The sequence below is a fragment of the Pseudomonas sp. LBUM1679 genome, from assembly GCF_059695565.1.
Genome location: NZ_CP166774.1, coordinates 5,777,995 through 5,797,247 on the forward strand (window position 1 = coordinate 5,777,995; position 19,253 = coordinate 5,797,247).

The window sequence follows — 19,253 nt, forward strand, 5'->3', positions numbered from 1 at the left end:
CACCCTCCGCACTCCAGGACCCAAAAGCTGCCCCATGCGTATCCACGTCAGTTTCATCGACCGCGTCGGCATCACCCAGGAAGTCCTGGCCCTGCTCGGTGGGCGCAATCTCAACCTGGATGCGGTGGAAATGGTGCCGCCCAACGTCTACATCGACGCCCCGACCCTGAGCCCGGAAGTCCTCGAAGAGCTGCGCGATGCACTGTTCAGTGTACGTGGCGTGCAAGCAGTGACGGTGGTCGACATCCTTCCCGGGCAGCGTCGGCACCTGCAGCTCGATGCATTGCTCGCCGCCATGACCGACCCGGTGCTGGCCTTGGACAGTGCCGGCAAGGTATTGCTGGCCAACCCGGCGTTGATCGCCCTTTACGGTCGCGAACCAGCCGGGGAAAGTGTCGCCGACTTATTCGCCGATCCGGTATTGCTTGACGCTTTGCTGGAGCATGGTTTCCGTCTTCCGCTGCGCGAGATCACCGTCAATGGCCAGACCCTGTTGCTGGACGCCACGCCGATCACCAATGCCGGCGCCTTGCTGACCCTGTATCAACCGAACCGCATTGGCGAACGTCTCTCGGCGCTGCATCACGACCATGCCGAGGGTTTCGATGCGTTGCTGGGCGAGTCGCCGGCCATTCGAACGCTCAAGGCCCGCGCCCAACGAGTGGCCGCTCTCGATGCGCCCTTGTTGATCCAGGGTGAGACCGGCACCGGCAAAGAACTGGTGGCGCGTGCCTGTCACGCCATCAGTGCCCGGCACAGCTCACCGTTCCTGGCGTTGAACTGCGCGGCATTGCCGGAGAACCTCGCCGAAAGCGAGCTGTTCGGCTACGCCCCCGGCGCGTTCACCGGCGCGCAACGGGGCGGCAAACCGGGGCTGATGGAGCTGGCCAACCAGGGCACGGTATTTCTCGATGAGATCGGCGAGATGTCGCCTTACTTGCAGGCGAAATTGTTGCGGTTCCTCAATGACGGCAGCTTCCGCCGTGTCGGGGGGGATCGCGAGGTCAAGGTCAACGTGCGGATCCTCAGCGCGACCCATCGGGACCTGGAAAAAATGGTCAGCGAAGGTTCATTCCGCGAAGACCTGTTCTATCGTCTCAACGTCCTGAATGTCGAAGTCCCGCCGCTGCGCGAACGCGGCCAGGACATCTTGCTGCTGGCTCGCTATTTCATGCAGCAGGCCTGCGCGCAGATCCAGCGACCGGTCTGTCGCCTGGCGCCGGGCACCTATCCGGCATTGCTGGGTAACCGCTGGCCGGGCAACGTGCGGCAACTGCAGAACGTGATCTTCCGCGCCGCAGCGATTTGCGAAAGCAGCCTGGTGGACATCGGCGATCTGGACATCGCCGGCACCTCCGTGGCGCGTCAGAGCGACAGCGAAGTCGACAGCCTGGAACAGGCGATGGAAGCGTTCGAAAAAAACCTGCTGGAAAAACTCTACGTCAGCTATCCCTCGACCCGTCAGTTGGCCAGCCGCCTGCAAACTTCGCACACCGCCATCGCCCATCGGTTGCGCAAGTACGGAATTCCCAACAAGCCGTAACGTTGGCTGAAACACAGTCCTCCCAACACCATAGAATCCCTGTGGGAGCGGGCTTGCCCGCGATGGCGTCGGCACACGCAACATCGATGGCGACTGCCCCTACGCTATCGCGGGCAGGCCCGCTCCCACAGGGATTGTGTCAGCCAGAAGCCTCTTTAAAAGCGACCTCCATCTGTACGGAAAGCGCTACAGCGGAATGATATCGTTACACTCTCCTCTGATCACCGCTGTGCAAGGCTTTGATCCATCTAGGCTTTTTTCTTCGCCTCGCGCTGTAGCGATTTCGCTACAGCCAATACCTCACCTCGCCTTACAAAATCACACAAGTCATTGATTTATAAGCAATAAACAACATTGGCCGCGAATTTGCTTAGTAACCACTCATAAATCAGGGCATTGCCCCAGCATTCCCATCGCGTCCACCAGACGAGTCTGGCCCCCTTAGGAGTTTCCATGAGCGAATTGCGTTTTACTGAAGATCACGAATGGCTGCGCACCGAAGCTGACGGTAGCGTCACAGTTGGCATCACCGCTTTCGCGCAGAATGCCCTGGGCGACGTGGTTTTCGTACAACTGCCTGAGCTGCAGTCCTACGACAAAGGCGCTGAAGCCGCCACCGTGGAATCGGTAAAAGCGGCCAGCGGCGTGTACATGCCGCTGGACGGAGAGATTCTGGAAGTGAACCCGGCGCTGGACAGCAGCCCGGAACTGGTCAACGAAGATCCGCTGGGCGAAGGCTGGTTCTTCCGCTTCCAGCCAACCGACGCCTCGGCTGTTGCCAAATTGCTGGATCAGGACGCCTACGACCGCCTGATCAAAGCCAACGCTGAAGCCTGAGGAGCGCCGACATGACTCAAGTACACCTGACAACCGCCAACGAATTCATCGCCCGCCACATCGGCCCGCGTGCAGGCGATGAGCAAGCCATGCTCAACAGCCTCGGTTTCGACTCCTTGGAAGCCCTGAGCGCCAGCGTCATTCCGGAAAGCATCAAAGGCACCAGCGTGCTCGGCATGGACGACGGTTTGAGCGAAGCCGACGCACTGGCTTTGATCAAATCCATCGCCGGCAAGAACCAGCTGTTCAAGACCTACATCGGCCAGGGCTACTACGGTACCCACACGCCGTCGCCGATCCTGCGCAACCTCCTGGAAAACCCGGCCTGGTACACCGCCTACACCCCGTACCAGCCGGAGATTTCCCAGGGCCGTCTCGAAGCGCTGCTGAATTTCCAGACCCTGATCAGCGACCTGACCGGCCTGCCGATCGCCAACGCCTCGCTGCTGGATGAAGCCACCGCCGCCGCCGAAGCCATGACCTTCTGCAAACGCCTGAGCAAGAACAAGGGCAGCCACGCGTTCTTCGCGTCCGTGCATTGCCACCCGCAAACCCTCGACGTGCTGCGCACCCGCGCCGAGCCGCTGGGCATCGACGTGGTGGTCGGCGACGAGCAAGAACTGACTGACGTGACGCCGTTCTTCGGCGCCCTGCTGCAATACCCGGCGAGCAACGGTGATGTGTTCGACTACCGCGAACTGACCGAGCGCTTCCACGCGGCCAACGCCTTGGTCGCCGTCGCCGCCGACCTGCTGGCCCTGACCCTGCTGACCCCACCGGGCGAATTCGGGGCCGACGTGGCCATCGGCAGTGCGCAACGCTTCGGCGTGCCGCTGGGCTTCGGTGGCCCGCACGCGGCGTATTTCTCCACCAAGGATGCATTCAAGCGCGACATGCCGGGCCGTCTGGTCGGCGTCTCCGTGGACCGTTTCGGCAAGCCGGCCCTGCGCCTGGCGATGCAGACCCGCGAGCAACATATCCGCCGCGAGAAAGCCACCAGCAACATCTGCACCGCCCAGGTGCTGCTGGCCAACATCGCCAGCATGTACGCCGTGTACCACGGCCCTAAAGGCCTGACCCAGATTGCCAACCGCATTCATCACCTGACCGCGATCCTGGCCCAAGGCTTGAGCACACTCGGTCTGACTGTCGAGCAGGAAAGCTTCTTCGACACCCTGACGATCAAGACCGGCGCCAACACCGCCAAGCTGCACGACCAGGCGCGCGCCCGGCAGATCAACCTGCGCGTCGTCGATGCCGAGCGTCTGGGCCTGTCCCTCGACGAAACCACGTCGCAAGCTGACGTGGAAGCCCTGTGGGCCCTGCTGGCCGACGGCAAAACCCTGCCGGACTTCGCCGCCCTCGCCGCCTCCGTGCCAACCACGATCCCGGCCGCGCTGGTGCGCCAGTCGCCGATCCTCAGCCACCCGGTGTTCAACCGTTACCACTCGGAAACCGAGCTGATGCGCTACCTGCGCAAGCTCGCCGACAAGGACTTGGCGCTGGATCGCACCATGATCCCGCTGGGCTCCTGCACCATGAAACTCAACGCCGCCAGCGAAATGATCCCGGTGACCTGGGCCGAATTCGGCGCCCTGCACCCGTTCGCCCCGGCCGAGCAAAGCGCCGGTTACCAGCAACTGACCGATGAGCTGGAAGCGATGCTCTGCGCCGCCACCGGTTACGACGCGATCTCGCTGCAACCGAACGCCGGTTCCCAAGGTGAATACGCCGGTCTCCTGGCGATTCGTGCCTATCACCAGAGCCGCGGCGAAGATCGCCGCGACATCTGCCTGATCCCGTCGTCCGCCCACGGCACCAACCCGGCCACCGCCAACATGGCCGGTATGCGTGTGGTCGTGACCGCCTGCGATGCCCGCGGCAACGTCGACATCGAAGACCTGCGGGCCAAGGCCATCGAGCACCGCGAGCATCTCGCGGCATTGATGATCACCTACCCCTCGACCCACGGCGTGTTCGAAGAAGGCATCCGTGAAATCTGCGGCATCATTCATGACAATGGCGGCCAGGTGTACATCGACGGCGCCAACATGAACGCCATGGTCGGCCTCTGCGCACCGGGCAAGTTCGGCGGCGACGTGTCGCACCTGAACCTGCACAAGACCTTCTGCATTCCCCACGGCGGTGGCGGCCCGGGCGTCGGCCCGATTGGCGTCAAGTCGCACCTGACACCGTTCCTGCCGGGCCACGCACAGATGGAGCGTAAGCAAGGCGCGGTCTGCGCCGCACCGTTCGGCAGCGCAAGCATTTTGCCGATCACCTGGATGTACATCCGGATGATGGGAGGTGCCGGCCTCAAGCGCGCCTCGCAGCTGGCGATCCTCAATGCCAACTACATTTCCCGTCGCCTCGAAGAGCATTACCCAGTGCTGTACACCGGCAGCAACGGTCTGGTGGCGCACGAATGCATCCTCGACCTGCGTCCATTGAAAGACAGCAGTGGCATCAGTGTCGATGACGTCGCCAAGCGCCTGATCGACTTCGGCTTCCATGCCCCGACCATGTCCTTCCCGGTCGCCGGCACGCTGATGATCGAGCCGACCGAAAGCGAATCCAAGGAAGAGCTGGACCGCTTCTGCGACGCCATGATCCGCATCCGCGAAGAAATTCGCGCGGTGGAAAACGGCACCTTGGACAAGGACGACAACCCACTGAAAAACGCCCCGCACACTGCAGCGGAACTGGTGGGCGAGTGGACGCATCCGTATAGCCGCGAGCAAGCGGTCTACCCGGTCGCGTCGCTGATCGAAGGCAAATACTGGCCACCGGTCGGCCGGGTCGACAACGTGTTTGGTGATCGCAACCTGGTTTGCGCCTGCCCGTCGATCGAAAGCTACGCTTAACCAATGAGGGGGCGGTTGATCCCGCCCCTCGTTCTCAAGAACACCACAAAACCTGTGGGAGCTGGCTTGCCTGCGGTGGCGGCCTGTCAGGCAATATTGTTGGCGACTGAACCACCGCCATCGCAGGCAAGCCAGCTCCCACAGGACCGTGTCCAGTCAAAAGATTCCGCCAATTCCTACAACAAGAAAACCGGAGAACAACCATGGCTTTAAGCGTGTTCGACCTGTTCAAGATTGGCATCGGCCCCTCCAGTTCCCACACCGTCGGCCCGATGCGTGCTGCTGCACGTTTCGCCGAAGGCTTGCGCCGTGAAGGGCTGCTGGCCGCGACCACCTGCGTCAAAATCGAGCTCTACGGTTCCCTCGGCGCCACGGGTAAAGGCCACGGCAGCGACAAGGCGGTGTTGCTCGGCCTGGAAGGCGAACACCCCGACACCGTGGACACCGAAACTGTCGCCGCTCGCCTGCAAGAGATTCGCGGCAGCGGTCGCTTGAACCTGCTCGGCGAACACAGCATTGCATTCAACGAAAAAGAACACCTGGCGATGATCCGCAAACCGTTGGCCTATCACCCCAACGGCATGATCTTTCGCGCATTCGACGCCGCTGGCCTACAGGTCCGCAGCCGCGAGTACTACTCCGTCGGTGGCGGTTTCGTCGTCGATGAAGACGCCGCCGGCGCCGACCGGATCGTCGAAGACGCAACAAAACTGACCTTCCCGTTCAAAAGCGCCAAGGACCTGCTCGGTCACTGCAGCACCTACGGCTTGTCGATCAGCCAGGTGATGCTGACCAACGAAAGTGCCTGGCGCCCGGAAGCGGAAACCCGCGCCGGTCTGCTGAACATCTGGCAAGTCATGCAGGACTGCGTCGCTGCCGGTTGCCGCAACGAAGGCATCCTGCCCGGCGGCCTGAAGGTCAAACGCCGGGCGGCGGCGCTGCATCGGCAGTTGTGCAAGAACCCGGAGTCTTCACTGCGCGATCCGCTCTCGGTGCTGGACTGGGTCAACCTGTACGCCCTGGCGGTCAACGAAGAAAACGCCAACGGCGGACGTGTTGTCACTGCGCCTACCAACGGTGCAGCGGGAATCGTCCCGGCCGTGCTCCATTACTACATGCGCTTTATCCCCGGCGCCACCGAAGACGGCGTCGTGCGCTTTCTGCTGACTGCCGCCGCCATCGGCATTTTGTACAAGGAAAACGCCTCGATCTCCGGCGCCGAAGTCGGCTGTCAGGGTGAGGTCGGTGTGGCGTGCTCGATGGCGGCCGGCGCCTTGTGCGAAGTCCTCGGCGGCACCGTGCAACAAGTGGAAAACGCCGCCGAAATCGGCATGGAACACAACCTCGGCCTGACCTGCGACCCAATCGGCGGGCTGGTGCAAGTGCCGTGCATCGAGCGCAATGCCATGGGCTCGGTCAAGGCGATCAATGCGGTACGCATGGCCCTGCGCGGCGACGGCCAGCACTTTGTGTCCCTCGACAAGGTCATCCGCACCATGCGCCAGACCGGCGCCGACATGAAAAGCAAATACAAGGAAACCGCCCGTGGCGGTTTGGCGGTCAACATTATCGAGTGCTGATGCTCACGCGCATCCGCACACTTTTTCAGGAGCTGAATATGTCCACCGAACCATTGCTGAAAACCCCGCTGCACGCACTGCACATCGAACTCGGCGCGCGCATGGTGCCGTTCGCCGGCTATGACATGCCGGTGCAATATCCGCTGGGCGTGATGAAAGAACACCAGCACACCCGTGAGCAGGCCGGGCTGTTCGATGTCTCGCACATGGGCCAGATCCACCTGACCGGCGCCAATGCCGCCAAAGCCCTGGAAACCCTGGTGCCAGTGGACATCATCGACCTGCCGGTGGGCATGCAGCGCTACGCAATGTTCACCAACGAGACCGGGGGCATTCTCGACGACCTGATGGTCGCCAACCTGGGCAACGACGAATTGTTCCTGGTGGTCAACGCGGCCTGCAAGGATCAGGACCTGGCGCATCTGCAGCGGCACATCGGCGACCAGTGCACCATCGAGCCACTGTTCGAAGAGCGTGCCCTGCTCGCGCTGCAAGGCCCGGCTGCCGTCACCGTGCTCGCACGCCTGGCGCCTACAGTTGCGAAGATGACCTTCATGCAGTTTGCCCGTGTGCAACTGCTGGGCGCAGATTGCTTTGTCAGCCGTTCGGGCTACACCGGTGAAGACGGTTTCGAAATCTCCGTCCCGGCCGCCAGCGCCGAAGCCCTGGCTCGCGCCCTGCTGGCCGAACCCGAAGTGGCGGCCATCGGCCTTGGCGCTCGTGACTCCCTGCGCCTGGAAGCCGGCCTGTGCCTCTACGGCCACGACATGAACACCGAGACCTCCCCGATCGAAGCCAGCCTGCTGTGGGCCATCTCCAAACCTCGGCGTGCCGACGGTGCGCGGGCCGGTGGATTCCCTGGCGCTGAAAGCGTATTCGCCCATCAGCAAGCCGGTGTCAGCCGCAAGCGTGTCGGTCTGTTGCCGCAGGAACGCACGCCAGTGCGCGAAGGGGCAGAGATCGTCAACGAGGCAGGCGACATCGTCGGTACCGTTTGCAGCGGCGGTTTCGGTCCGACCCTGGGTGGCCCGCTGGCCATGGGTTATCTCGACACTGCCTACACCGCTCTCGACACGCCGGTATGGGCGATCGTCCGTGGGAAAAAGGTGCCTTTGCTTGTAAGCAAATTGCCATTTGTTCCACAACGCTACTACCGTGGCTGATTGACTGTTTCTATAAGTAACGCGATTGCGTTAACAGTGCACTAATGTGTAACGCAATCGCCATAAAACAGTGCATATCGCCGCATACCGCCCGCTCTAAGCTTCGTTTATGAACCTTGCTTATAACGATTGAAAACAACTGAACAGCGCTAACGCATAAGCCGGCACTAGTTGCGGCCTATGCGCGCCGACGCCAGCAAATACGGGGTGTGCACAGGGCTTGTTTTTTCTCCCGTAGTTGGCGTAGAGTTTGTTCACTGTGTTTGCATGGGTCGCTTGGAATCGTGACCTGGGCAGTAGCCTACAAGTTAGCTACATCCCGTTCGACGTCTTCTTACTCTCCTGCAACCAGCCCCAGTACTCTTTCATGAGAAGGAGACTGTCATTAATTTTTTGCGTCAAAGGAAATAAGAAATGTCCCAACGTCAGAGCGGTACCGTCAAGTGGTTTAACGACGAGAAAGGTTTTGGTTTTATCACTCCTGAAAGCGGTCCGGATCTGTTCGTGCATTTCCGCGCCATCCAGGGCAACGGCTTCAAGAGCCTGAAAGAAGGCCAGAAAGTGACTTTCGTTGCTGTGCAAGGCCAGAAAGGCATGCAGGCTGACGAGGTACAGGCGGAAGCCTAACCTTCTGTTACGAAAAAGCCCCTGATGGTGACATCAGGGGCTTTTTTGTGCGCATAAATCCGTAAAATGGCTTCTTTTTTCCGCCGAGAGCCCTGCCATGTCGAAACACCTGCTCAAACCCCAGGGCGAGTTTCCCGCCGCCGGCCTGGGGCGTCGTCTGGCAGCGATGTTTTATGATTTCTTGCTGTGTACCGCCCTGCTCATCGTCACCAGCGGCATTTACAAGCTCATCCAGATTTCGATCATCGGCGAAGACAAAATGCGCGCCCTGACCGAAGCCGGCGCACTGGACGGTGACCCGTTGCTGTCGACGGTGCTGCTGTTCGTGCTGTTCGGCTTCTTCGCCAAATTCTGGACCTGGTCTGGCCAGACCCTGGGCATGCAGGTCTGGGGCATCCGCGTGCAGAACGCCGACGGCACTTCCATAAGCCTGTGGCAGGCGCTGTTGCGCTTTGTGGTGTCGATCGGGTCCTTGCTATGCGTCGGGCTGGGGTTCTTCTGGTCGCTTTTCGACAAGCAGAAGCGCAGCTGGCATGACATGTATTCCGACACCCAGCTGGTGCGTATCCCAAAGAAAACCAAGTAACGGCCACAAAAAAGATCGCAGCCTGCGGCAGCTCCTACATTGAAATACGATCCCCTGTAGGAGCTGCCGAAGGCTGCGATCTTTTGATCTTGCCCTTAAGCGTTACCGGCCAACTTCATCCGCGCAGCCTGGGTAAAGTCCAACATCCGCTTCAACGGCCGAATCGCCTGCGGAATCAACGCCGGATCGACAAAGATCTCATTCGTCCCCTCCTTCAAGCTCTTCAGCGTGCGCTCAAGGGTATTCATCGCCATCCACGGGCAATGTGCGCAACTGCGGCACGCTGCGCCGTTACCGGCCGTTGGCGCTTCGATAAAGACCTTGTCCGGGCACAGCTGCTGCATCTTGTAGAAGATGCCGCGGTCGGTGGCGACGATCAGCGTCTTGTTCGGCAGGCTTTGCGCTGCCGCGATCAGCTGACTGGTGGAACCGACGGCATCCGCCAGTTCGATCACCGCCGTCGGCGATTCCGGATGCACCAGGATCGCGGCATCCGGGTACAGCGCCTTCATGTCTTCGAGCTGCTTGGACTTGAACTCTTCGTGAACGATGCAGGCACCGTCCCACAGCAACATGTCCGCACCGGTCTGGCGCTGGATGTAGGTGCCCAAATGCTTGTCCGGCCCCCATATGATGGTTTCGCCGTTATCCATCAGGCTCTCGACGATCTCCAGCGCGCAGCTGGACGTCACCACCCAGTCCGCCCGCGCCTTGACCGCCGCCGAGGTGTTGGCATACACCACCACCGTGCGTTCCGGGTGCTGATCGCAGAACGCCGAGAACTCGTCCACCGGGCAACCCAGGTCCAGGGAGCAGGTGGCCTCCAGGGTCGGCATCAGCACGCGTTTTTCAGGATTGAGGATTTTGGCCGTCTCGCCCATGAACTTCACACCGGCGACCACCACGGTCTTGGCCGGATGAGCATTGCCGAAGCGGGCCATCTCCAGCGAGTCGGAGACGCAGCCACCGGTTTCTTCGGCCAGGGCCTGAATGACCGGATCGCAATAGAAATGCGCAACCAGCACCGCGTCCTGAGCCTTGAGCTCGGCAGCAATGGCGGTGCGATAGTAAGCCTCTTCTTCGGCCGTCAGCGGCTTGGGCTGCTTGGCGTCGAGGTGGGCTTGAACCAGTAGGCGTTCGGAAATCTGCGTCATGTTCGCAAGACCTGCAGGCGCTTTCGCGCGAAAGTCGAGTATACACCCGGCTCCGGACCCATCAGGGTACCGCCGGGAGAGTGAGTATCATCAGGCACGGACAACGTTGAAGCTGCGCAAGGCTACAGAATATCGGGTGGATGCAAAAGATGATTCTGACCTGCGCCTTGCGCAGTAGCCCGGAGCGAGGCGGACTTGAATCGCGGGCAAAAAAAAAATTCGAAAATCCTCGCTTGCAAGGGCCTTGCGGATTTTTGGAACAGATTGAAAACCAATTGAACAGTCTCCTCCTGCGAGCCATTGACGAACGGTTGTACCTGGACAACACGATGCTGGTCTTCAAGATCACTTTGCCCGCTGCACTGATCGAGTCTCGCTCTGACAGCCGACGCAGGAATGATCCTCTACTCAATGTGCCTACTGTCATTTTTTAGGAACACCCCTACAAAACAAACATCAATTCTCACAAAAACGGTCGTGACGCACAAATTAGGAGCGGATAGCCTCTGCTTGCACAACACGAATTTCAATTGCACTCGCGTGCATCATTGTTATCGGACAAGGATGTGACACGAAACCGTCAGTGATGGCGTAGAGCCTGGCAGCCGTACCCCCCTAATCACCAGACATCGCGTGCCTGAGCCGAAGGCTGGGCGACGAACTTGAGCACCCTCTGTAATGGCATGCCTGGGCCACCGAGCATGGCTTGCCACGTTATGCCTTCAAAAATCTATATCAAGGAGAAGTACGTTGATTCAACAGGAGAGCATCACGCCACCGGTACACCGCGAAGGTGATCCCGGCACCAGCCACGGCTGTCATTTACTATCGACTCCGCTGATCATTCCCGAGATTCGGCTTCCTTTCGCTGGTCCGCCAGCACGTACCGACAGTGATCGGTTGCGCACGCATGCTCTCGCTTGGGCGCAACGATACGGCTTGATCGGCCGCCGCGGCGCGCATCGACTGAGCACCACTGCGCTGCTCGATCTGGGGATGGCGTTGTGCGGGCGGGCTCCCACCGACCGAGCCGAAATTCTGGTGTGCTGGTATCTGTGGGCGCTCACTCTCGATGACCGCATCGATGATGGACCATGGGCGGAAAGCGGTGAATTGGACCGCTTCATTACCGCGGTGCAGGATTTGACCGAGAGCGACTGTGCTGATCCGTCGGGTAAAATCAGCCGATTCGTTGACCCGATGCTCGTTGCTCTGGCCGATGATCTGTGGCCGCGGACCAAGTACTGGGGGGGCGAGCGTTGGCGGCAACGGCTCGTGCGGCATTTGATCCAACATCTGCGTGCGCAGGCGACGCTGGTACGAATGCGGGAAACCGACACGGCACTCACGTTGGCCGAGTATCTGCCGTTACGCCGGGATTCGTTCGGCGCACTGTTCTTCTTTGATCTCATCGATGCGGCTGAAACTCTCGACCCGTACGAGCATTCAGCGGACCTCGAATGGTGGAACACGCTGCGTGAACACGGTGCCGATATCATTGCCTGGACGAACGATATCCATTCGATTGCCAAAGATGTGGTGTGTGGTGAGCGCTTCAACCTAGTGTCGATAATAGCGGACACCGCTGGCATCGACTGGCACCAGACCGTTTCTCGTTATCGCCTGCATGTCGCCGATTCTAAAGCGCAGGTCAACCGGCAAGTGGACCTGAAACTTACCCCTCCGACCCTGAAATCCCGACAGTTCGAAATCGACCCCTATCCTTTGTATGAGCGTTTACGTACCACTCTACCAATCGTTTACGACGAGCCCACAGATGTGTGGCTCGTCAGTCGGCATGTGGATGTCAAAGCCGCATTGACCCATCCTGGGGCGAGCAACAACAACTACGCCTGGCAGATTGGCCCGCTGCTGGGACACACTATTGTCGCCATGGACGGCTGTGAACACGCTCAGCACCGAGCATTGCTTAGCCCATCGTTCCGCAGCAAGGCCCTCGTAGCGCTAAACGCGTCCATCATCTCGGTGACCACAGACCTGCTGGCGCGCATGCGCGACCGCCCCCAGGTGGACCTCATTGCCGACTTCACCGCAGCTCTACCGGTACGGGTGATGGCTCATGCGCTGGGTCTCCCGGCTGGAACCTGCGAGGAAGTGGCGCAGCTGAAGAGCTGGTGTGCCATCGGCTTCGCTTACATGGGCAACTATCGGCAGGATCCGGCACTGTTGACCGGCGGGTTATCCAACCGAGACAGTTTCTACGACTTTATCCAACCACATATCGACGCCCGCCGTACTGAACCCAAAGACGATCTGATCTCGCAGCTCCTGGCGGCACAGGTTGACGGTCAACCGTTGTCCGAAACGTACGTCCGGGCGTACTGCGCGATCCTGATGACGGCGGGTAGCGAGACCAGTCACGGCGCCTTGGCGAATCTCATTGTCAACCTGTTGAACGAGCCCGGCGTCAAAGATGCGGTGATGGCTGATCCAGACTTGATGGACAATGCGCTCGACGAAACCCTGCGACGCAACCCTCCTCTGCAACTCATACTCCGGGAGGCCCGTGAATCGCTGGAACTGCCGTCGGGAACGATTCCTTCTGGCGCGACCCTAGCCTGTCTTATCGGTTCGGCCAACCGTGATCCGGACCAATTCACCGACCCGGAAACCTTCAATATGTCGCGCACCCGTCAGGCGACAAGTCATTTTGCCTTCGGCGCGGGGCGTCACTTCTGCTTGGGATCCATGCTGGCACGGATGGAAATCACGATCAGCGCTCGCATGCTGCTACAGACCTTTCCAAACGTGCGCTGGGCTCCGGGGTTCCAGCCCACCGAACGCGGATTCCTCAACCGCTGCCCCGATCGACTGGAGGTCGTACTGTGACCACTATTGACCCCGCCGATGAACCCGGCTACACCAGCAGCTATCTCGCTGATCAGCACACTGGCCAATTGGCACGGCTGCGCACCCTGGAATGTGCCTTTGACCCGTTGAGCAAAGCCGTTTTTGATCAGCTCGATCTCCCGGGGCAGCCTGCCATCCTCGATCTGGGTGCCGGTGCCGGATCATTTGCCGGCTGGCTGGCCCAGCGATATCCCGACGCGACTGTCACCGCCACCGACATCGACACCCGTTTCCTTACCGATATACCTGGCATTCGGGTGATTACCCATAATGCCACGACCGATGATTTTCCTGCGGCCTCCTTTGATGTGGTGCACGCTCGGGCGCTGCTGTGTCACCTCACCGAACGCGAAGACATATTGTCTCGAGCCGTCACCTGGGTCCGTCCGGGCGGCTGGTTGGTGATAGAGGACGTGAGTCTGCAACCGAGCTTGAGAACTTCGAACCCGTTGTTCCGAAAGGTCGCCCAAGCCGGAGTCGCCCTCCTGGAGCAGTCCATTGGTTCCGACATGCTCTGGGCCGATACTCTCCCCGGCCGGTTACGTGATCGGGGACTTTCCAGAGTTGGGCATCGCACCCTCGAAGGTCGAATCGGCGACAACAGCCCAGCCGATACCTTCTGGTCTGCAACCACTGCACAGGCTGGGCCAGCGCTGCTCAAACTCGGGTTACTCACCCAGAACGAGCTCGATGCCATGGCCAACCTGCGTGCCGATCCAGAGTTCACCGACGCAGCTTTGACATTAGTCAGCGCCTGGGGACAAGTCTCCGAACTTGGGTAGAAAGACGTAGCGCTGTCCTCACACACCGAAAACATTGTGCGGGCGGGCGCGTAATTGCACCGAAGGGAATACAGAATGACCAATGATGTAGTGTTAGTAAATTCACAAGATATACAGATTGGCGTTTGTGACAAACGCGTCGCACACCTGGGAGCGGGCCAGCTGCATCGTGCATTTTCGGTGCATCTAATCGACAGCGGCGGGCGTCATTTACTTCAACTTCGTGCTGCTGGGAAAATGCTTTGGCCGGGCTTCTGGTCGAATGCTTGCTGCAGTCATCCGTCACCTGGCGAAACCATTATCGATGCCGCGTCTCGTCGTCTGCGCGAAGAATTAGGGATCTCTGCCTCCTGCCGACTTCTATATAGTTTTGAGTACCATGCCAGATTTGGTTCGATCGGTGCGGAACACGAACTATGTCACGTCCTGGTTGCTCAATCTGACGCTGTGGTCTGTCCAGCTGCTGCGGAAGTCAGCGAGATCACATGGCTGACCCGCGCCGAAATATCAGCCCAACTTTCAGAATCGCAAACGCAATTCACTCCCTGGTTTCGAATGGAGTGGTGTCGCCTATTGGCGGAGCACCCTTCGTTCGATACACCAATATTGCAGGAATAAATGAACCACTAAGTTTTTTTGGAGAGTGTCATGTCCGGTGGAGATACTCTTCCCCCCACCAGCCCCGTCTCCATTAAATTGCGACCGTGCCCCGATGGACTTTGGCTTGAAGAAGAGCGGGGTCGTTTCTGCTGTGAAATACGCACAACCTTTTCCACTTGCGAGGCTCCTTCGGCATGAGCAATGAGAACACAGGCTCTTGCACCAAGGCCGATCAGGAAGTCAAACACACGTTTTTATATCTGTTTTTGACCATATTCATCCCTTTCGGCCTCGGGCATTTTGTGTCCTATCTGTTTCGCACGGTCAATGCCTTGATCTATGTGGATCTGGAACGGGAACTGTACCTGCCCGCCAGCAGCCTGGGCCTGCTGACGGGTGTGTACTTTCTGACTTTCGCCGCGGCGCAGATTCCATTGGGCGTCCTGCTCGACCGCTACGGGCCGCGCAGCGTGCAGGCCCCCATGCTGTTGTTCGCGGTGATGGGCTCGCTGATTTTCAGCTTCTCCCAAACGGAACTGGGCCTGATCATTGGCCGCGGTCTGATCGGCCTGGGTGTTGCCGGCTCCCTGATGAGTGCGATCAAGGCGTGCGCTATCTGGCTGCCTGTCGAACGCCTGCCGCTGAGTACGGCATGCCTGTTATCGGTAGGTGGCCTCGGCGCCATGGCGTCCACCACGCCGTTGCATGAACTGCTCAAGTGGATCTCATGGCGTGAAGCATTCTTGATTCTGGCGTTACTGACTTTGCTTGTCTGCGTGGTCATTCATTTCAGCGTGCCGCGCACCTACAAACCCAAACACACCACGCTCGCCGAAATGTCCAAGGCCGTGGGAACGCTTTACTCCTCATGGGTATTCTGGCGGCTGGCGTTGTACTCGGTATTTGCCCATGCGATCTATATGTCGGTGCTGTCGCTGTGGATGGGACCGTGGCTACGCGATGTCGCCCACTTGAGCGAGTCCAGCATGGCCAATACCCTGCTCTGGGGCACTGTGGCGATGGTTGCAGGCTCGCTGGCTTTCGGCTCGATCACCGACTACCTGCGGCGCTTTGGCGTGCAACCGATCATGGTGTGCGGCGCCGGCGTTTCGATCTTCATCGTATTTCAATCGCTGATGATCAGCGGACTGCCTGTATCGCCGCTGCTGATTGCCATGGGGTTCAGCTTCTTCGGTACCTCCACCACCATGAACTACGCGATCGTGGCTCAGTCGGTATCGACTGAACTGGCCGGGCGAGTCAGTTCGTCGTTCAACTTGGTGGTATTCGTGCTGGCGTTTGTCTTGCAATGGTTGATGGGAGAAATTCTGAACCTGTGGCCAGCAGCTGGGCACGGCCATCCGGTAGAGGCTTATCAGTGGTCGCTGGGTGTGATGATTGCGCTGCAGGTACCGGGAGTGATGTTATGGCTGAGCTTTAAACCATGGGAATTGAAAACCGCGGCGACCAGGTAAACCAGGCAACCACTACTTCCTTAGCTAAAGCCCGATCCTCCAGACCTGCCAGCACTAAATCGCGGGCAAAAAAAAATCCGGAAATCCTCACTTGCGTGGGCCTTCCAGACTTTTAAAACTGCTACAAAAATGGTGGGTCGTGTGGGATTCGAACCTACGACCAATTGGTTAAAAGCCAACTGCTCTACCAACTGAGCTAACGACCCGCTGTGTGGTGGCGCGTATAATACTGATTTTTAAGGACTATTCAACACCTAATTTGAAATAAATCAAAAATAAGGTGTTGGGTCGCTGATTCCGGCCGCTGCGAAGCCTTCTGCACGCAGTCGGCAGCTGTCGCATTTGCCGCATGCACGGCCGTTATCGTCGGCCTGATAGCAGGAAACGGTCAGGCCGTAATCGACGCCCAGCTTCACACCGGCCTGGACGATCTGTGCCTTGCTCAGGTTCTGCAGGGGCGCCTGGATACGGAAACCATTCCCTTCTACACCGGCCTTGGTCGCCAGGTTGGCCATGCGCTCGAAGGACTCGATGAACTCGGGACGGCAGTCCGGGTAACCGGAGTAATCCACGGCGTTCACACCAATAAAGATGTCACGCGCGCCGAGCACTTCGGCCCAGCCCAACGCCAGCGACAGGAATACCGTGTTGCGCGCCGGCACGTAAGTGACTGGAATGCCTTCCCCCAGCTCCTCCGGAATGTCGATGCTACTGTCAGTCAATGCCGAGCCGCCCATACCGTTCAGGTTGAGGCCGATCACCTTGTGCTCGACCACACCCAGGTCACGGGCAACGCGTGCTGCGGCGTGCAATTCTGCTTGAGACCGCTGACCGTAATCGAAGCTCATGGTGTAGCAGCTGTAACCTTCGGCGCGGGCCATGGCCACGACAGTTGCCGAGTCCAGTCCGCCGGACAGCAGGATGACCGCACGTTTTTCAGAAGAATCAAGATGTTCAGTCATTTCAGCGCCCCGGCTCGTCATTCCAAAGATATTTATGCAGCTGCAATTGCAGGCGCACTGGCAGGTTATCCGCCACCACCCAGTCCGCCAGGTCCCGAGCATTCAGGTCGTGATGACTCGGCGAGAACAGCACTTCGCCGGCGCGCCGGTCCAGACCGTACTGGATCAGCTTGGACACGGCCCAGTCATAGTCTTCCCGCGAACAGATGACAAACTTCACCTGATCGTTGGGCGTCAGCAGCTCGATGTTCTCGTAGCGGTTGCGGTGTGCTTCTTTCGAGCCCGGGGTTTTCAGGTCGACGACGCGACTGACCCGGGAATCTACCGCCGAGATGTCCAGGGCACCACTGGTTTCCAGCGACACTTCGTAACCGGCGTCACACAACTGCTTGAGCAATGGGATGGCATTGGGTTGTGCCAACGGTTCGCCACCGGTGACACACACATAACGCGGACGGAAACCGGCCACTTGCTCGAGGATGTCGTCGAGGGTGCGAACGGTGCCGCCACTGAAGGCGTAGGCGCTGTCGCAGTACTGGCAACGCAATGGGCAACCGGTCAGGCGCACAAAAACAGTGGGCAGCCCGGCAGTCCGCGTTTCACCCTGCAACGAGTAAAAAACTTCGGTAATTCTCAATGTGTCTTGCATAGTCGCCACGGGCAGGACAGCTAAACAGGCTGTCCGCCTCCGTCAGGCACTTAAAGGAACCCCGCCAACGCGCAGATCCCAAAAAGCGTGTTTCATAAAAAGGGCGTGAATTCTAACGAAAAAACCCGCGACAAGCGCGGGTTTCTTCGAAACAGCTCAACAACCTTACATGCGCTGCAGATCGCGCTGGGCCAGCTGAGCGGCGGAAGTGCCCGGATATTGGGACACAACCTGTTGCAGAATGCCTTTGACCTTGTCGGGATGACCAAGGCGACGTTCTACATCAGCGAGCTTGTACAGCGAATCAGGCACTTTGTTGTGCTTTGGATACAACTGCGAAACCTTGGCAAATGCCTGGCCTGCGCCTTGCAGATCACCTTTGGCCAGGTTCACTTCGCCCAACCAGTACTGGGCGTTGCCCGCGTATTGGCTGTTCGGGTATTTGCGCAGGAATGCGGCAAAAGCCTGGCTGGCCTTGTCGAAATCCTTGGCTTTGATCAGGTCGAAGGCTGCATCGTAGTACAGTTTTTCCTTCGCCGGATCCGCCGGTTCGCTACCCGCTGCGGGTGCTTGAGCCGCGGCGGCCCCTGCTCCTGCACCGGCTGCTGCACCGGGGGCGTTCAAATCGCCACCGGGGGAAGAATTATCAGGTGTCGCGGCTGGTGCAACGCCGGATCCTATGCGCCGATCAAGGTCCTGATATCGCTCCAGGCTCTCCTGCTTCATGCGCGCTACATCATTTTGCAAAACTTCGATGATGCCTTGTTGGCGCGAGATCTGCTCCTGCATCGATTGCAGTTGGTTGAACAGCTCGCCCTGTGCCGAGACAGGGGCCGAAACCCCTCCCCCGGCATAGGCGCCGTTCGTACCGTAACCTGCAGGCGGATAACTGCTCCCGCTATTGTTATAGCCGGAGTTGTCCTCGACCACAGGAACCGCAGCCCACACCACAAGGGGTGCGAGGCTGAGAGCCAAAACAGTTACAGCACGACGGCACGTTCGCATGGCGAATTACTTACGCAGTTCGACGCGACGGTTTTGAGCCCAGGACTGCTCGTCGTTGCCGGTAGCAACTGGACGCTCTTCGCCGTAGGAAACCAGTTCCAGCTGAGCTGGGGAAACGCCTTGCAGTACCAGGTAACGCTGAACGGCTTTCGCACGACGCTCGCCCAGTGCCATGTTGTACTCACGAGTACCACGTTCGTCGGTGTTGCCTTCCAGAACAACGCGAGCGCCGTTTGCTTTCAGGTCCTTGGCGTGAACGTCCAGAGCGCGCATGGCTTCTGGCTTCAGGTCCGAACTGTCGTATTCGAAGTAGAAAGTGGTGATGGCGCGCAGAGCAGCTTCTTCGCTCAGGGAACCATCAACGGCACCGGTGTTTGCGCCGTAACCAGCGTTTGGATCAACAGCCACTGCGCCTTCACCGGCATTGTCGCCGCCTTTGGACGAGCAACCAACGGCTACGGACAGAGCCAGAGCCAGAGCAGCAAACTTACCAAACTTCAGCATTTCCATCGTGAAACTCCTAATGAACCCCAATGTGTTAAGTACAACGTGTAG

17 protein-coding genes and 1 tRNA gene are annotated in these 19,253 nt (G+C 59.3%); 12 read left to right on the forward strand and 6 right to left on the reverse strand.

The features are described 5' to 3' along the window. Positions 1–34: 34 nt before the first annotated feature. The 7 genes from gcsR to ACA062_RS26375 all read left to right on the forward strand — a co-directional run bounded on the left by gcsR (position 35) and on the right by ACA062_RS26375 (position 9,200). Positions 35–1,543, forward strand: coding sequence for a transcriptional regulator GcsR (gene gcsR / locus ACA062_RS26345; RefSeq protein ID WP_497453667.1), 1,509 nt, complete (start codon positions 35–37; stop codon positions 1,541–1,543). A gap of 453 nt (positions 1,544–1,996) precedes the next feature. Beyond that, positions 1,997–2,380: a glycine cleavage system protein GcvH gene (gene gcvH, locus ACA062_RS26350; RefSeq protein WP_497453668.1), complete on the forward strand. Its 384-nt coding sequence runs from the start codon at positions 1,997–1,999 to the stop codon at positions 2,378–2,380. Between the two features lie 11 nt (positions 2,381–2,391). Beyond that, positions 2,392–5,244: an aminomethyl-transferring glycine dehydrogenase gene (gcvP, locus tag ACA062_RS26355; protein ID WP_497453669.1), complete on the forward strand. Its 2,853-nt coding sequence runs from the start codon at positions 2,392–2,394 to the stop codon at positions 5,242–5,244. 203 nt (positions 5,245–5,447) lie between these two features. Further along, the gene (locus ACA062_RS26360; protein WP_497453670.1) at positions 5,448–6,824 is read left to right on the forward strand and encodes an L-serine ammonia-lyase; all 1,377 of its coding nucleotides are present in this window, start codon (positions 5,448–5,450) and stop codon (positions 6,822–6,824) included. Positions 6,825–6,862: 38 nt separating this feature from the next. Beyond that, positions 6,863–7,987 carry a glycine cleavage system aminomethyltransferase GcvT gene (gene gcvT, locus ACA062_RS26365; protein ID WP_497453671.1) on the forward strand — a complete coding sequence of 375 codons (1,125 nt, stop codon included), beginning with the start codon at positions 6,863–6,865 and terminating at the stop codon, positions 7,985–7,987. Positions 7,988–8,401: 414 nt separating this feature from the next. Next, positions 8,402–8,614 carry a cold-shock protein gene (locus ACA062_RS26370; RefSeq protein WP_003175786.1) on the forward strand — a complete coding sequence of 71 codons (213 nt, stop codon included), beginning with the start codon at positions 8,402–8,404 and terminating at the stop codon, positions 8,612–8,614. 97 nt (positions 8,615–8,711) lie between these two features. Further along, the gene (locus ACA062_RS26375; protein WP_497453672.1) at positions 8,712–9,200 is read left to right on the forward strand and encodes an RDD family protein; all 489 of its coding nucleotides are present in this window, start codon (positions 8,712–8,714) and stop codon (positions 9,198–9,200) included. Positions 9,201–9,295: 95 nt separating this feature from the next. On the opposite strand, the gene nadA is transcribed toward ACA062_RS26375, so the two are convergent. Then, the gene (nadA, locus tag ACA062_RS26380) at positions 9,296–10,354 is read right to left on the reverse strand and encodes a quinolinate synthase NadA (RefSeq protein ID WP_138968921.1); all 1,059 of its coding nucleotides are present in this window, start codon (positions 10,352–10,354) and stop codon (positions 9,296–9,298) included. Positions 10,355–10,503: 149 nt separating this feature from the next. Here nadA and ACA062_RS26385 point away from each other — a divergent pair, with 149 nt between their 5' ends. The 5 genes from ACA062_RS26385 (at position 10,504) to ACA062_RS26405 (ending at position 16,082) form a co-directional block, all read left to right on the forward strand. Beyond that, a complete protein-coding gene (locus ACA062_RS26385; RefSeq protein ID WP_497453673.1) occupies positions 10,504–10,788 on the forward strand; it encodes a hypothetical protein in 285 nt (94 codons plus the stop codon). Between the two features lie 316 nt (positions 10,789–11,104). Then, the gene (locus ACA062_RS26390; protein WP_497453674.1) at positions 11,105–13,204 is read left to right on the forward strand and encodes a cytochrome P450; all 2,100 of its coding nucleotides are present in this window, start codon (positions 11,105–11,107) and stop codon (positions 13,202–13,204) included. After that, positions 13,201–14,007: a class I SAM-dependent methyltransferase gene (locus ACA062_RS26395; RefSeq protein WP_497453675.1), complete on the forward strand. Its 807-nt coding sequence runs from the start codon at positions 13,201–13,203 to the stop codon at positions 14,005–14,007. Before ACA062_RS26390 ends, ACA062_RS26395 begins: the two co-directional genes overlap by 4 nt. A 75-nt stretch (positions 14,008–14,082) precedes the next feature. After that, positions 14,083–14,625, forward strand: coding sequence for an isopentenyl-diphosphate Delta-isomerase (gene idi / locus ACA062_RS26400; RefSeq protein ID WP_497453676.1), 543 nt, complete (start codon positions 14,083–14,085; stop codon positions 14,623–14,625). A gap of 176 nt (positions 14,626–14,801) precedes the next feature. Continuing rightward, a complete protein-coding gene (locus tag ACA062_RS26405) occupies positions 14,802–16,082 on the forward strand; it encodes an MFS transporter (RefSeq protein WP_497453677.1) in 1,281 nt (426 codons plus the stop codon). A gap of 130 nt (positions 16,083–16,212) precedes the next feature. Here ACA062_RS26405 and ACA062_RS26410 read toward each other — a convergent pair. The 5 genes from ACA062_RS26410 to pal form a co-directional block, all read right to left on the reverse strand. Next, positions 16,213–16,288: transfer RNA gene (locus ACA062_RS26410), tRNA-Lys, on the reverse strand. Between the two features lie 63 nt (positions 16,289–16,351). Further along, positions 16,352–17,044, reverse strand: coding sequence for a 7-cyano-7-deazaguanine synthase QueC (gene queC, locus ACA062_RS26415; protein ID WP_497453678.1), 693 nt, complete (start codon positions 17,042–17,044; stop codon positions 16,352–16,354). 1 nt (position 17,045) lies between these two features. After that, complete coding sequence (gene queE / locus ACA062_RS26420; protein ID WP_128872282.1) at positions 17,046–17,693, reverse strand: 7-carboxy-7-deazaguanine synthase QueE; 648 nt, start codon at positions 17,691–17,693, stop codon at positions 17,046–17,048. 165 nt (positions 17,694–17,858) lie between these two features. Next, positions 17,859–18,698, reverse strand: a complete 840-nt coding sequence (ybgF, locus tag ACA062_RS26425; protein ID WP_497453679.1) for a tol-pal system protein YbgF — start codon at positions 18,696–18,698, stop codon at positions 17,859–17,861. A gap of 6 nt (positions 18,699–18,704) precedes the next feature. Further along, positions 18,705–19,208: a peptidoglycan-associated lipoprotein Pal gene (gene pal / locus ACA062_RS26430; protein ID WP_064679382.1), complete on the reverse strand. Its 504-nt coding sequence runs from the start codon at positions 19,206–19,208 to the stop codon at positions 18,705–18,707. Positions 19,209–19,253: the final 45 nt, after the last annotated feature.